Source organism: Hymenobacter jeongseonensis (assembly GCF_015694725.1).
Taxonomy (GTDB): domain Bacteria; phylum Bacteroidota; class Bacteroidia; order Cytophagales; family Hymenobacteraceae; genus Hymenobacter; species Hymenobacter jeongseonensis.
Genome location: NZ_JADQDQ010000001.1, coordinates 270644 through 283836 on the forward strand (window position 1 = coordinate 270644; position 13193 = coordinate 283836).

A 13193-nucleotide genomic window follows, 5' to 3' on the forward strand; every position below is an offset into this window, starting at 1 on the left:
GCTATTGGTTAGTTTGGGAGAAGCGTCGCCCACGGCTCTTGGCGGGGCTTCGGACTTGCCAGTTCATGCGCACTTTGGGCACCGAGGCGCGCACGCGGGAGGGCGTTTCGACTGCTACTTGCACCTCCACTTCTTCGTCGCGTCGGGCAAGGGCTTTGGGAACCACGATGTACGGGTCGGGCAGGGCGTTTATCAAACTGGCCGGACCACTGAAGGTAACGGCCGCCGGGGTGAAGCGTGCCTGATAGCGTCGCGCCGAATCGCGGGGGAGCGAGAGGTAAAGCTGGCGGGTAGCGTAGCGGTCGAAGGTGAGCCGCAACGTATCGCCGGCCCATTCGGTAACCTGCACGTCTTCCAAGGCTGTCTGCAGGCCGCGGCGCCACACATCGGCGGGGAGGTAGCGGGTGCCGGGCAAGGGCACCGGGCGCAATACGGCCGGGTGCGTGCCCCAACCCAGGTTGGCACGTAGCAGGCGCCAGCCCTGGCCCGTCACCGTCACCGGCAGGGCGTCGGGCAAGGGGCGTAGCGGCACGTAGCGGGCAGAGTCGTAGCGCCACGCCAACGGGTAATTCAAGCGGGTGGTATATGTCTTGTTCAGGGCATTCATCTGCCAGAAAAACCCCGCCGCGAGCAAGCACGCCGTTACAGCCCGGTAGAAACTGGGCTCTTGGCCAGCGAAGGGGCGCACAAACCAGCCCGCCAGCTGGCTCGCCCGGTTCAGCGGCCCGTCCATGACTTAGGTGGTGGCGACGCCGTCGGTGCCGGCGCTCGCCTTGCTGCTCACTTCGCGGGCAATGGCGGAGCGGTCGAAACGCAGCTTGGTGCCGCGGTCTACTTCCACTACCACGGTGTCTTCGGTGAGGTCAACCACAAGCCCGTGCAGGCCGCCGATGGTGACAATGCGCGACCCTTTGGCCAGCGACTGGCGGAAGGCTTTGGCATCGGACGCCCGTTTTTGCTGGGGCCGAATCATGAAGAAATACACCACCAGACCGATGGCTATCGGGAAGAGCAATTGGGTGTAATCCATTCCTCCGGAAGCTTGCAAGAGTAAGGTCAAGAACATGGCGTGTGGGTTATGGGCTTAGAGGGGAGTGGCAGCCGTTGGGTTGCCGGTCAGCACGTTGCCTTTGATGAGAATGGTGGTGATGTTGGGCTGGGTGTTGGCCCGCACCGCAATTTGCTTACTGATGATGCCCTGCTTGCCGCGGCTGTCAAACTGCACTTCCATGGTGCCCTGGGCGCCGGGAAGTACGGGGGCCTTGGTCCAGCTGGGCGTGGTGCAGCCACACGACACAATGGCGTCCTGAATCAGCAGCGGCGACTTGCCGGTATTGGTGAAGGTGAAGGTATGGCGCACCTTGCTATCGGCCTTGATATCCCCAAAGTCAAACTCGGTTTCGGTGAATTTCATCACCGGCGCGTTGGGGTTGGGGGCTTCGTCTTCGCTCACCACGTTGGGGTTGTCCACGGTGGGGTTGGCCGCGGCGGAGGCGGCATCGGTAGCGGCGGCATTCATGCCTTCGGTGCCCACTTCGGCGGTTTTATCGCGGTTGCAGGCAGTAAACAGCAGCGCTGCGGCAAGGATAATCTGGTATTTCATGCGGGGTTAAACGCGCCCTGGCGCGTTTGAGTAAGGCTCAGTAAAGGCTAGATGGCTTCAGCAACAAGCGGTTGTAGAAGAGAGTGCCCGCCCCCATTTTTAAGGAAATGGGGGCGGGCACTTTTCGCTGCGTGCTAGAGCTTGGCAATGATGTTTTGGGCGAACTGGCTGGTGCTGGCCTGGCCGCCAAGGTCGCCGGTGCACTCTTCCTGATGCAGAAGGGTAGCTTCCAGCGCTTTCTCAATCTGGTCGGCCTTGGCATGCTCGCCGAGGTAGTGCAGCATCATTAGCGCCGAGCGGAGCAGGGCGGTGGGGTTGGCTTTGCCCTGGCCGGCAATATCGGGCGCCGAGCCGTGGACGGCTTCGAACACGGCCATGTCGTCGCCAATGTTGGCCCCGGCCACCACGCCCAGGCCGCCTACAAGGCCGGCGCACAGGTCGGAAAGAATGTCGCCAAACAGGTTGGTCGTCACCACCACGTCGAACTGCTCGGGCTTGTTGACGAGCTGCATGCACATGTTGTCGATGATTTTATCCTCGAACACAATTTGCGGAAACTCGGCGGCAGCTTCTTTGCAGGCGTTGAGCATGAGCGTGCCCGCCATTTTCAGAATGTTGGCTTTGTGGGCCAGGGTCACCTTTTTGCGGCCGTGTTTGGCAGCGTAGGCAAAAGCAGCGCGGCAGATTTTGCGCGAACCCTCCACCGTGATGCGGTTGAAGGAGTCGGCGATGCCCAGCCGCTCGTCGAACACTTCCAGGCCCGAATACAGGCCTTCGGTATTCTCACGGAACAGCACCAAGTCGATGCCTTCGTAGCGGGTTTTGATGCCCGGCGTGGTTTTGCTGGGGCGCACGTTCTGGTAGAGGTCGTACTTCTGGCGCAGCGTCACGTTGATGCTGCGGAAGCCCTTGCCCACCGGCGTGGTAATCGGGCCTTTCAAGGCCACCTTATTCTTTTCCAGAGATTTGAGCAGTGCGTTCGGAATCAATTCGCCCGATTGGTCGAACGTGGTTTGGCCCGCGTTCTGCTCTTCCCACTGCACGGGCACCTGCGCCGCCGTAAAAATGTCGGTGACAGCCTTGGTGATTTCGGGGCCAATGCCGTCGCCGGGAATAAGGGTTACTAAATGCATGTTGTTATCAATGGGTGAATGGGTGAATGAAGGAATGGGCGGATGAGCGAATGAACAGCAGGTGAACAGTCATTCACCCGGTTCCCTTTTCTCATTCACCCGTTCCTTCATTCACCCATTGGATTAAGCGCCCTTGCGGGAATTGATTTGGTTAATGAGTTGGTCAACGTCACCCAGCAATTGCTCGGCTTTGGATTTGGCATCGGAAATCACGCGCTGGCCCTCGGTTTTAGCCGAGGATGGGCCGGCGGTGTCGCGGCTGGTCACCAGGCTATCGGTGAGGTCGGCCAGCACGGAGCGGTATTTCTCCAGCTGGTAGCTGAGCCAGGAGCGGGTTTCGGTGCCGGTTTCGGGAGCATAAAGCAAGCCTAGGGCCGCGCCGGTAAGGGCGCCGCCCGCGAAGCACAAGATGCCGGTAGTGGTTTTGCTGGCCATGGTCGTCGGAATGGGGAGGGAAGGTGGGATAAGATTCGAGGGTAGGTACGGAGAAACGCCGCAGTAGATACAAAGGTGGCCAAAGTGACCAAATCTGCAACTGCTTTTTGCCGCCTCCACGTAGCGCCAGGCCGGCGGAGGCTACTGGTTGTCCAGCAGGCCGCGGCCCGATTTGCGAATGTCGCCACTGGCCGCCAAATCCTGCGCCAGCTTGTCCAGAATACCGTTTACAAACTGCTTGCTCTTGGGCGTACTGTACAGCTTGCTGATTTCAATGTATTCGTTGATAGTGACTTTCACCGGAATGCCACGGAATAGCTGCATTTCGGTGAGGGCCATTTTCAAAATAATCTTGTCGAGCAAGGCCACACGCTCTACGTCCCAGTTCTGCACCGAGCCGGCGATGAGCTTCTCCATCTTATCGTCCTCGATGAGCGTTTGCTTATAGAGCGTTTCGGCAAATTCGCGGTCGTCGGCCCAGTTCGCCGAAAGATTCATCAATTCCTGCTTCTCGTCGGCGGCGAAGGGCAGCATCTTCAGCGTTTTCAGCACCAAGTTGCGCACAATGGGCCGGTTTTCCTCCCAGTTCAGGTCGTCGGCTTCCAGCTGGCGCGGCAAAGCTTCGCCCTTAAACACGTAGTCCTTGTAGATAAGCCGCAGGATTTCCAGGTCGGCTTCGTAGTCGGCCTCGGGGATGCCGGTGGGCTGGCCGGCCAAATACTCGCGGAGCGGGCCGTCGGCCTTCATTTCTTGCCAGGCGGCGCGCAGGGCTTCGGTTTCCTCGGCGCCGTCCCAAGCCAGCTTGCGCCGTATGGTTAGGTCCTGCAGCTGCTCGTTGGCCATGAGCTTGGCAATGGCCGCGCTCTGGTGCAGGCGGGTGGCATCCAGGGCGTGCTCGCTCGGGCCGAGGCGGCGGCGCTCTTCGCGGCTCTGCTCTTCCTCAATTACCCCCAGCAACGCGGCCGGCAGGTTGAGCAGGTGCAGGTACTGGTCGTGAATGCTTTCGGCACCCGCCAGCAGCTGCCCGCCGAAGAACGTGCCGTCCTTCTTTACCTGCGCTTCGAAGTAGCTAATGGCATCCGCCAAAGCGGCATCAACGGCTTTGTCGTCGGTTTTTTCGGGCTGCACGCCGGTCTTGTACCACTCGCGCAACTGGGCTTCGCCCAGCTTGCGCTGGCCTTCGAGCTGGCGGCGGTCCGGCGCCTCTTTGGCCGTCAGGTCCGGCTCAAAAGCGGCCGCGATGCGGTCCTGAGCCAGCAGCAAATCGGCTCCCACCGCCTGGTGGTAGGAGTAGAGCGACTGCATGACTTTGATACGGAGGAGGCGACGGTTGAGCATGGGTTCTTTAAAGAAGCTAGGAATTAGGAGCTAGGAGTAAGGTAGCATATTGATTCTAGCTCCTAACTCCTAGCTCCTCAAATGATTAATACGTCGATTTCACCTTGCCCACGCTGGCGATGCGCTCCTTGGCCTGCTTGATGGCAGCGGCCTGGGGGTGCGAGCCTTCTTCTTCGGCCTTGGCCAAAACCTGGAGGGTGAAATCGTAGATTTTTTCGGTTTGCGTGAGGGCGCCCTGGCGGCTGGAACCCACTACTTCGGAGTACACATTGATGAGGCCACCGGCGTTGATGAGGAAGTCGGGGGCATACACGATGCCGCGGCGCACCAACTCGGGGCCGTGCTCGTTTTCTACCTTGAGCTGGTTGTTGGCGCAGCCGGCCACCACTTGGCACTTCAGGCGCGGAATGGTTTCGTCGTTGAGCGTGGCACCTAAGGCACAAGGCGAGTAGATGTCCATCTGCTGGTCGTAGATGTCGTCCAGGCCCACGGCGGTAGCACCGAAGCGCGCGGCGGCTTCCAGGGCACGGTCTTCGTAATAGTCGGTAACGATGAGCTGGGCACCTTCTTTCTGCAGGTACTCGAGCAGATAGGTGCCCACGTGGCCCACGCCCTGCACACCAATGCGCTTGCCGGTCAGGCTCTCGGAGCCGAAGGCTTTTTTGGCGGCGGCTTTCATGCCCATGTAGGTGCCGTAGGCCGTTACGGGCGAAGGGTCGCCGGAGCCGCCCATGCTTTCGGGCAGGCCCGCTACGTGCTTAGTTTCCATGCGGATGTACTCCATGTCCTTGGTGGTCATGTTCACGTCCTCGGCCGTGATGTACTTGCCGTTCAGGTTCTTTACGAAACGGCCGAACTTGCGCAACAGCGCCTCGTTCTTCATTTTCACATCACCGATGATGACAGCTTTGCCACCGCCCAGGTTAAGGCCCGAGATTGCCGCCTTGTAGGTCATGCCGCGCGAGAGGCGCAGCACGTCGTTCAGGGCTTCCATGTCGCTGGCGTAGTGCCACATGCGGGTGCCACCGAGTGCCGGCCCGAGCACGGTGTTGTGAATGCCGATAATAGCTTTCAGACCGGTTTCGTGGTCGTGGCAAAATACGACTTGCTCGTGCTGGTGTTCGGCAATTTGACCGAAGATGACCTCAGGGGCCAGGGTGTGGGTTTCAATCATGGGAGGGGATTGAGCGTGGTGGGAATTTAGGGTTGGGAAGAGTGTAGCGTAACTTTGTTAGGTCTTTGGGCTTGTACAAAAATCCGGAACGCCGTGCCCGGCACGAGCTTCTACCGGACCATTGACTTATCGTTTCAGGCCACAAAAGTACCCCTATTTTCTTATACCGGCCTCTTTCCCACCCAGCCTGTGCGCGCCCTAAACGCCGTTAACCCGTTCATCTTCCGCTACAAATGGCATTTCCTGGCGGGCGTGCTGTTTGTGGCGCTTAGCACTTTGCTGGCCATTTTCCCGGCCCAACTGGTGCGCTACGCCTTCGATTTGGTGAACGAAGGCATCGACCTCTACCACCTCTACGCCGGCACCCGCGCCCAGAGCAGCGTGTACCAGCTGTTCGGGCGCAACGTGCTGTTCTACGGCATGCTCATCATCGTGCTGGCCTTGCTGCGCGGCATTTTCCTGTTTTTCATGCGGCAGACTCTTATCGTGATGTCGCGCCACATCGAAAACGACCAGAAGAACCAGATTTACCAGCACTACCAGTCGCTGCCGCTCAGCTTCTACCGCCGCCACAGCACCGGCGATTTGATGTCGCGCATTTCGGAAGACGTGAGCCGTGTGCGCATGTACCTCGGGCCGGCCATCATGTACTTCCTGCAGTTGGTGCTGCTGTTTCTGCTCATTGTGCCGCTCATGCTCATGGTCAACGTGAAGCTGACGCTTTACACGCTGCTGCCGCTGCCGGTGCTGTCGGTGAGCATTTTTTACGTTAATAACCTGATTGAGCGCAAGTCCGACGAAATCCAGAAGGCCCTTTCCGGCATGACCACCTTTGTGCAGGAAGCATTTTCGGGAATTCGGGTGCTGAAATCCTTCGTGCGCGAAGCCGATTCGCACGAGCAGTTTTCCCAAGCCAGCAACGACTATAAGGAGAAATCACTGAGTCTGAACTTCGTCAATTCGCTGTTTTTTCCGCTCATTCTGTTTCTTATTGGACTGAGCACGCTCATTGCCGTGTGGGTTGGTGGCCAGGAAGTTATCCGCGGCACCATCACCACGGGCACCATCGCCGAATTCCTGATTTACGTGAACCTGCTCACCTGGCCCGTCACGGCGCTGGGATGGACGTCGTCGCTGGTGCAGCGGGCCGAGGCCTCGCAGGCCCGCATCAACGAGTTTCTGGACCAGAAGACAGAAATCATTTCCCGCCAAAACGTGCAGCGCGAACTGGCCGGCGACATCGTGTTTGAGCACGTCTCCTTCACCTACCCCGACACCGGCATTCAGGCCCTGAGCGATGTTAGCTTCCGGGTGCGGCCGGGGCAGACCTTGGCGGTTATCGGCAACACCGGCTCGGGCAAAAGCACCATTGCCGCGCTGCTCTGCCGCCTGTACGACGTGACCGCCGGCGGCATCCGCATCGATGGCACCGACGTGCGCGACTACTCTCTGCGCGCCCTGCGCGGCCAAATTGGCTACGTCCCGCAGGACGTCTTTCTCTTCTCCGATTCCATCCGCAACAACATCAATTTTGGCCTCGATGAGCCCGACGAAGCCCGAATGTTGCAAGCGGCCAAAGATGCCGATGTGTACGAGAACATCGTGGCGTTTCCCGAGGGCTTCGATACCAAAGTAGGCGAGCGGGGAATCACCCTTTCCGGCGGCCAGAAACAGCGCGTGAGCATGGCCCGGGCCTTGGTGAAAGAACCCAAAATTCTGATTTTGGACGATTCACTCTCGGCCGTGGACACCAAAACGGAGAATGCCATTCTCGGCAGCCTCCAGCGCATCATGGCGCAGCGCACCAGCCTCATCATTTCGCACCGGGTGAGTTCGGTGAAGCTGGCCGATGAAATCCTCGTGCTCGACGACGGCGTGATTGTGCAGCACGGCACCCACGAGGACCTCATGGCCGATGCCAGCGGCTTGTACCGGGCCCTATACGAGCGCCAGCTTCAGACCGAGGAAGCATAAACCGGCACGGCGCAAAATGGAAGGAGGTGCGGCCGTTCGTCCTAAGACCAACCGCCGCACCTCCTTCCATTTTGCGCAACAAGACCTGTGCCGCGCCAAACGCTACAGCCCAATATTAACCCGCCGCATGCCCGTTTTTTCGTACGCCGTGCAGCGCACGATGTAGGCGCCGGCGGGCAATTGGCTCACGTTCAGAACCAGCGGGGTCTGGCCATTCATCATGGTATGGGTGAGCACGGGCCGGCCGCCCACGTCCGATACTTCGACGCGGGTGGGGCCGGGATTGTCCGTTTTAACCGTGAGACGACCGGCAGCGGACTCGGCTTTTACTTTAATGGCGTTGGGGTTCGCAGCGGGCGTTTCGGGGGCCGGAGCAATGAGGGACGCATTGGCAACAGGGGCCGGGGCGGCCGCGGGTGCGGGCGTAGCCACTACCCCGCTGGGCAGAATGGCCTCCTGGGCCGACTCCGGAACGGCCGCGGCCGGCGCTGGGGTGGCTTGCGCGTGAACGGCCGCCGGCACCAAGATGCAGGCCAATACAAGTAGTAATAGATGCTTCATAATAGGTATACGAATTGACCAAGTTAAAATTGCTAGCGTAAAGCTAATAAATTCTGGGTCTCGTTAGTGCTTACTGTTCTGCAAGTGACGTGCCAGGGGCGACGGAAATGGACCATTAGCAAAATTTTATTTGCGCGCTGGTTGCACCAACTGCGAAAAAGCCCTTACCTTTGTCACTCCAATACCAACGGGGTGTAGCGTAGCCTGGTATCGCGCCAGCATGGGGTGCTGGAGGTCGTAGGTTCGAATCCTGCCACTCCGACGGAAGAGCAGCCGCTCTCAAAGCCTCCGAACTTCCGAGTTCGGAGGCTTTTTTCGGCCGCAACATTTGGAAAATGAAACCAGGTCGCCCCATCGGCCTGCTTTCGGGGTGTAGCGCAGCCCGGTAGCGCGCGTCGTTCGGGACGACGAGGCCGTAGGTTCGAATCCTGCCACCCCGACATTACGATTGCAAACAAGAAAGCCCGCTGAACAATCGTTCAGCGGGCTTTTTGATTTGGGAGGGTGCGGTGCGCCGTTATTCAGAAGGCGCACGAGCGGAGTCTAGCGGTCCATCTGGTGCCGACCCCTGGCCCGTGGCCGCGACGAGCTGCTTTTCCGGGAGAGCAGCAGCGCGGCGCCGCCAACCACGGCCGCAAATGTCGCCAGCTTCAGAACCAGGGTTTGCGGGCTGTGTTTCCACTCGGCCTTGTAGCCCTTCTCGGCAAAAATGTTGGGCACGGTGCCGTGAGCGAAATCGTCAATAATGCCTTCTACTACGTTAATCTTATCGGCCATCAGTAGGGGCAGCCAGTGCAAGTACTCGTTTTCACTGTACTTAAACGCGAACCGCCGAATCATCCCGCTTAGACCGCTTGGTGGTACGGAATTGCCGACCACGGCCGTGTAGTCGGGCCGCTCGATGGAGTGCAGCACCTCGCGGTCGAGGGCCTGTTGGGTGGGCCGTACCCAGGAGCGGCCGTCGTGTTCTTCGCCAGTCCTATGCCGGTTCGGATAGGTGGGCTCGTTTTTGGGGTCATTATCGATGCCCCAGCCGGGGATGTGGGCAAAGTCTTTTGCTGTCTTTTTCATGATGCGCGGCTTAGCTATTGGCGGTTGGGGGAATGAGCACGGGCTTGATGCAATTGTCAAGCTTAGCCGAGAAAATGCGGTAGCCATCGGCCACTTCCTCTAGGGGGATGCGGTGCGTAATCAGCTCGCTGGGTTTGAGAATGCCGTTCATGACGTGTTCAATCAGGCGGGGCAGGTGGCGCTTCACCGAGGCCTGGTTGCCGCGCATGGTGATGCCCTTATTTATCATGTTGCCAATGGGCACCAGGTTATCGGTGGGGCCGTACACGCCCACAATGGATACCACGCCGCCTTTGCGCACCGAGTTGATGGCCCAGTGCAGCGCCGTGGCCGAGCCGGCCTGCAGCAGCAGCTTGCGCCCGGTGATGGTTTGCATGGCATTGCCGGCGGCCTCGGCCCCCACGGCGTCGATGCAGGCGTCGGCGCCAATCCAATCGGTTTGTTTCTTAATGAACATAACCGGGTCGTCCATGTCGCTTTCGAAGTTGTAGGCTTCGCACTTGGCGAAATTCTTGGCGAATTCAAGTCGATAGTCTTCTTTGTCGATGATGATGACGCGGCCGGCGCCAAACAGCCAGCAGCATCGCGCCGCCATGATGCCCACCGGGCCCGCGCCAAACACCACCACCGTATCGCCGGGCTGAATGCCGGCCATTTCGGCGGCTTGGTAGCCGGTCGGGGTGATGTCGGTGAGCAGCACGGCATCGTCGAGGCTCATGCCTTCCGGAATTAGCGTGGGACCGAAGTTGGCGTAGGGCACCCGCGCGTACTCGGCTTGGCCACCGTTGTGGCCGCCCCCCGTGTGCGCATACCCTAAGAAGCCGCCCACGGCCGTGGCCTCGGAGTTGGATTCGTGGCAGTTGCCGAACATGCCCTGCTTACAGAAAATACAGCGCCCGCAGGCAATGTTGAACGGCACCATTACCCGGTCGCCCACTTTTACATTCGTTACCTCGGAGCCAATTTCTACGATTTCGCCAACAAATTCATGCCCAAACGTCATTCCGACGCGGGTATCCGGCACGTTGCCGTTGTACAGGTGCAGGTCAGACCCGCAAATACAGGTGCGCAGTATCCGGACAATTGCATCCTCGGGATGCAAAATTTCGGGCATGGGCTTTTGAACAGCGCGGACCCTTTTCGGGCCCCTGAAATCCATTGCTAGCATAGAATTAGTCGTTAAGGTGAGCGTGAGATACTGATGGTAAACTGCCGAACTTTCAATGTTTAAGCGGGTGCCTCCACTTTTGCAATTGCTTCCGGCATGGTCTAAGTCTGTACTTGCCTCATTCGGTTAAGTTGGCAGCAAGTTATTTTTGAACAGGTATTTAAGTACTTATCCATATCATTTATTTCCGTGCCTGCGTATTATTACTTATACCAAGGCGTGGTATAGGGGCAATAAAAAACGCTCAGCTGGGGGCTGAGCGTTGCTTGAGCTAAATTGAGGTATTTGCCCGGGTGGTGGCAAGGGCTACTTCAAGCCCACCCACACCTCGGAAGCATCCTCTGCCCCAAAGCGCTCCAGGTAAAAGTCGCCGCGCTGGGTGAGTTTTTGCTTCTCCACGGCTTCGAGGGCGGCGGGATACAGCTTGTTGGGAGCCAGCAGGTAGCTCACGCCGCTGAGGCGGGCGGCCACCACGCGCTGCCCGGCCGGCACAAGGCGGTAGCGGAAGCCGGCTGGCAGGGGCCGGGTGGTATCGGCCACGGTGAAGCCGATGAAGGCGCTGATGGTGTCGTGGGCGGTTTCGGGGTCGTTGAAGTAAAGGTTGGCCAGGTCGCTGCCCCGTTTCTGCTGGGTTTGCACTTCTTTGGCGCGGCGAAACAGCTGGCCAAACTCATCGCCCCGCACGGAACCGTAGTAGGGCTGGCCCGCCAGGTACAAGGGCGTGCCCGTGGTTTCGAGGGTGACTTTGGGGTCGCGGGTGCCGCCCAGGTAAACGTAGGTGCCGGCTGCAACCAGCGTGAGCAGAATAATAGCGAGAAAAAGGTAACGGGTCATACGGGCAGCTATCAGGGGGCAGTAGTTGGAGAAGCCGGCGGGCTAAGAAGCTTCGGGCAATTGGCCTTTGCCGGTCACTATTTCTTCGTTGCTGGCCGATAATTCGTGGTCGTGAACCACGTACTGCATGCGGTAGAGCTGGGCGTAGTAGCCGCCCTCAATGCGCAGCAGCTCATCGTGGGTGCCGGTTTCTTTGATTTCACCCTTGTCGAGGACGATGATTTTGTCGGCTTTTTGGATGGTGCTCAGGCGGTGGGCGATAACGAGCGAGGTGCGGCCCTGCATCAGCTTTTCGATGGCGGCCTGAATCAGCTCTTCGGTTTCCGAATCGACCGAAGACGTGGCTTCGTCGAGCACAATGACGCGGGGCTGGTACACCATGGCCCGCACAAAGCTGATGAGCTGGCGCTGGCCCACCGAGAGCGTGGCGCCGCGTTCCATCACGGGGTAGCCAAGGCCATTGGGCAGGCGCTCGATGAAGCGGCGGGCGCCCACAAGGTCGGCCGCTTCCCAAATTTGGGCGTCGGTGATAGCCTTGTTGCCAAGCGTGATGTTGTCGCGGATGCTGCCGGCAAAGAGGAAAACGTCCTGGAGCACCACGCCGATTTGCCGGCGCAGCAAGCTCAGGTCGTACTCGCGCAGGTCGCGGCCGTCGATGCGGATGCTGCCTTCCTGGATGTCGTAGAAGCGACTCAGCAGGTTGATGATGCTGGTTTTGCCGGCACCGGTGGCGCCCACAAAGGCAATGGTCTGGCCCGGCTGCACCCGGAAGCTGATGTCTTTGAGCACCCAGTCAGGCTCATTGTAGGCGAACTTGACGTTCTTGAACTCCACATCGCCCTTGATTTCAGCCGGAGCGTAGGTGCCGGTGGTGGCCACCAGGTCCTTGTTGTCGAGTAGTTTCAGAAGGCGCTCGGTGCTCACTAGGCCCAACTGCAGGGTATTGAAACGGTCGGCAATCTGGCGGATGGGGCGGAAGAACAGGGCGTTGTACATGATGAAGGCGATGAGCGCGCCCTTGGAAATCGTGCCCTCAATCTGGCCCTGGGCGGCGTACCACACCAGCAAACCCACCCCGATGGCGCCCAGCACCTCGGCCACTGGAAAGTAGATGCTGTAGTAGAGCACCGAGCGGATGTGGGCGTCGGTGTGCTCCTTGTTGATGGCCTCGAACTTGCGAAACTCACGCTCCTCGTTGTTGAAAATTTGCACCACGTTCATGCCCGTGAGGTGCTCCTGCACGAAAGAGTTGAGCTTGGCCACGGCGTTGCGTACGTCCTGAAACGACTTCTTAATTTTCTCCTTGAACACGTAAGTTGAGAAGAGCAGCGGCGGAATCACCGACAGGCTGATTAAGGTGAGCCGCCAGTCGATGTAAAACATGAAGGCCATGATAAAGAGCAACTGCAAGATGTCGCCCGCCATCGCCGCCAGGCCTTCACTGAAGACATCCGACAGCGTTTCCACGTCCGAAATGTTGCGCGTGACCAGTACGCCGATGGGCGTGCGGTCGAAGAAGCTGAGCTTGAGGTTGAGCAGGTGCTGGTAGAGGTCGGTGCGGATGTCGCGCACAATGTACTGGCCGAGCCAGCCGCCGTAGTAGGTCTGCAAATAGCTCACGCCGGCGTGGCCCACCAACAGCACCAGCAGCAGCCCAAACATGGCGTTGAGACTCTGCGTGTCGCCCTGCTCGATGCTCACATCGACCATGCGCTGAATGAGAAACGGCCGGAGCGTGCCCAGCACAGCCGTGGCCACGGTGAGAAAAATCAGGCCGATAAACACGCGCCGGTAGGGCCGCACGTATGCCAGCAGGCGGCGCAGCACGGCCCAATCGAATACCTGGCCGGTTTTAGGAGCGGAAGGGGTGGGAGTCATAAGTCAGGCAAAGGTCGGGACTGC

13 protein-coding genes and 2 tRNA genes are annotated in these 13193 nt (G+C 59.3%); 3 read left to right on the plus strand and 12 right to left on the minus strand.

Going from position 1 to position 13193, the window contains the following annotated elements:
- Position 1: 1 nt before the first annotated feature.
- From I2I05_RS01180 to I2I05_RS01210, 7 genes are all read right to left on the minus strand, one after another.
- Complete coding sequence (locus I2I05_RS01180; protein WP_196280380.1) at positions 2-733, minus strand: YbbR-like domain-containing protein; 732 nt, start codon at positions 731-733, stop codon at positions 2-4.
- A 3-nt stretch (positions 734-736) separates the two neighbouring features.
- The gene (yajC, locus tag I2I05_RS01185; RefSeq protein ID WP_196280381.1) at positions 737-1066 is read right to left on the minus strand and encodes a preprotein translocase subunit YajC; all 330 of its coding nucleotides are present in this window, start codon (positions 1064-1066) and stop codon (positions 737-739) included.
- An 18-nt stretch (positions 1067-1084) separates the two neighbouring features.
- Positions 1085-1603, minus strand: coding sequence for a DUF1573 domain-containing protein (locus I2I05_RS01190; RefSeq protein ID WP_196280382.1), 519 nt, complete (start codon positions 1601-1603; stop codon positions 1085-1087).
- Between the two features lie 134 nt (positions 1604-1737).
- On the minus strand, positions 1738-2736 hold the full coding sequence (locus I2I05_RS01195; RefSeq protein ID WP_196280383.1) for an isocitrate/isopropylmalate dehydrogenase family protein: 999 nt from the start codon (positions 2734-2736) through the stop codon (positions 1738-1740).
- Positions 2737-2859: 123 nt separating this feature from the next.
- Complete coding sequence (locus tag I2I05_RS01200; RefSeq protein WP_196280384.1) at positions 2860-3171, minus strand: YtxH domain-containing protein; 312 nt, start codon at positions 3169-3171, stop codon at positions 2860-2862.
- Between the two features lie 141 nt (positions 3172-3312).
- Positions 3313-4509 carry a transcription antitermination factor NusB gene (gene nusB, locus I2I05_RS01205; RefSeq protein ID WP_196280385.1) on the minus strand — a complete coding sequence of 399 codons (1197 nt, stop codon included), beginning with the start codon at positions 4507-4509 and terminating at the stop codon, positions 3313-3315.
- An 85-nt stretch (positions 4510-4594) separates the two neighbouring features.
- Positions 4595-5683, minus strand: a complete 1089-nt coding sequence (locus I2I05_RS01210) for a Glu/Leu/Phe/Val dehydrogenase (RefSeq protein WP_196280386.1) — start codon at positions 5681-5683, stop codon at positions 4595-4597.
- Positions 5684-5872: 189 nt separating this feature from the next.
- Here I2I05_RS01210 and I2I05_RS01215 point away from each other — a divergent pair, with 189 nt between their 5' ends.
- Positions 5873-7657 (plus strand): ABC transporter ATP-binding protein, encoded by a 1785-nt coding sequence (locus tag I2I05_RS01215; RefSeq protein WP_196280387.1) that lies wholly within the window; start codon positions 5873-5875, stop codon positions 7655-7657.
- A 102-nt stretch (positions 7658-7759) separates the two neighbouring features.
- On the opposite strand, the gene I2I05_RS01220 is transcribed toward I2I05_RS01215, so the two are convergent.
- Positions 7760-8218: a T9SS type A sorting domain-containing protein gene (locus I2I05_RS01220; protein ID WP_196280388.1), complete on the minus strand. Its 459-nt coding sequence runs from the start codon at positions 8216-8218 to the stop codon at positions 7760-7762.
- Positions 8219-8406: 188 nt separating this feature from the next.
- Between I2I05_RS01220 and I2I05_RS01225 the strand changes: the two genes are divergently transcribed.
- Positions 8407-8480, plus strand: a tRNA-Pro gene (locus tag I2I05_RS01225).
- A gap of 104 nt (positions 8481-8584) precedes the next feature.
- Positions 8585-8658, plus strand: a tRNA-Pro gene (locus tag I2I05_RS01230).
- Between the two features lie 103 nt (positions 8659-8761).
- Here I2I05_RS01230 and I2I05_RS01235 read toward each other — a convergent pair.
- The 4 genes from I2I05_RS01235 to I2I05_RS01250 all read right to left on the minus strand — a co-directional run bounded on the left by I2I05_RS01235 (position 8762) and on the right by I2I05_RS01250 (position 13169).
- Positions 8762-9289, minus strand: a complete 528-nt coding sequence (locus I2I05_RS01235) for a hypothetical protein (protein ID WP_196280389.1) — start codon at positions 9287-9289, stop codon at positions 8762-8764.
- Between the two features lie 10 nt (positions 9290-9299).
- The gene (locus I2I05_RS01240) at positions 9300-10457 is read right to left on the minus strand and encodes a zinc-dependent alcohol dehydrogenase (protein ID WP_196280390.1); all 1158 of its coding nucleotides are present in this window, start codon (positions 10455-10457) and stop codon (positions 9300-9302) included.
- Positions 10458-10763: 306 nt separating this feature from the next.
- Positions 10764-11291, minus strand: a complete 528-nt coding sequence (locus I2I05_RS01245; protein ID WP_196280391.1) for a hypothetical protein — start codon at positions 11289-11291, stop codon at positions 10764-10766.
- Between the two features lie 42 nt (positions 11292-11333).
- On the minus strand, positions 11334-13169 hold the full coding sequence (locus I2I05_RS01250; protein WP_196280392.1) for an ABC transporter ATP-binding protein: 1836 nt from the start codon (positions 13167-13169) through the stop codon (positions 11334-11336).
- Between the last annotated feature and the right edge of the window lie 24 nt (positions 13170-13193).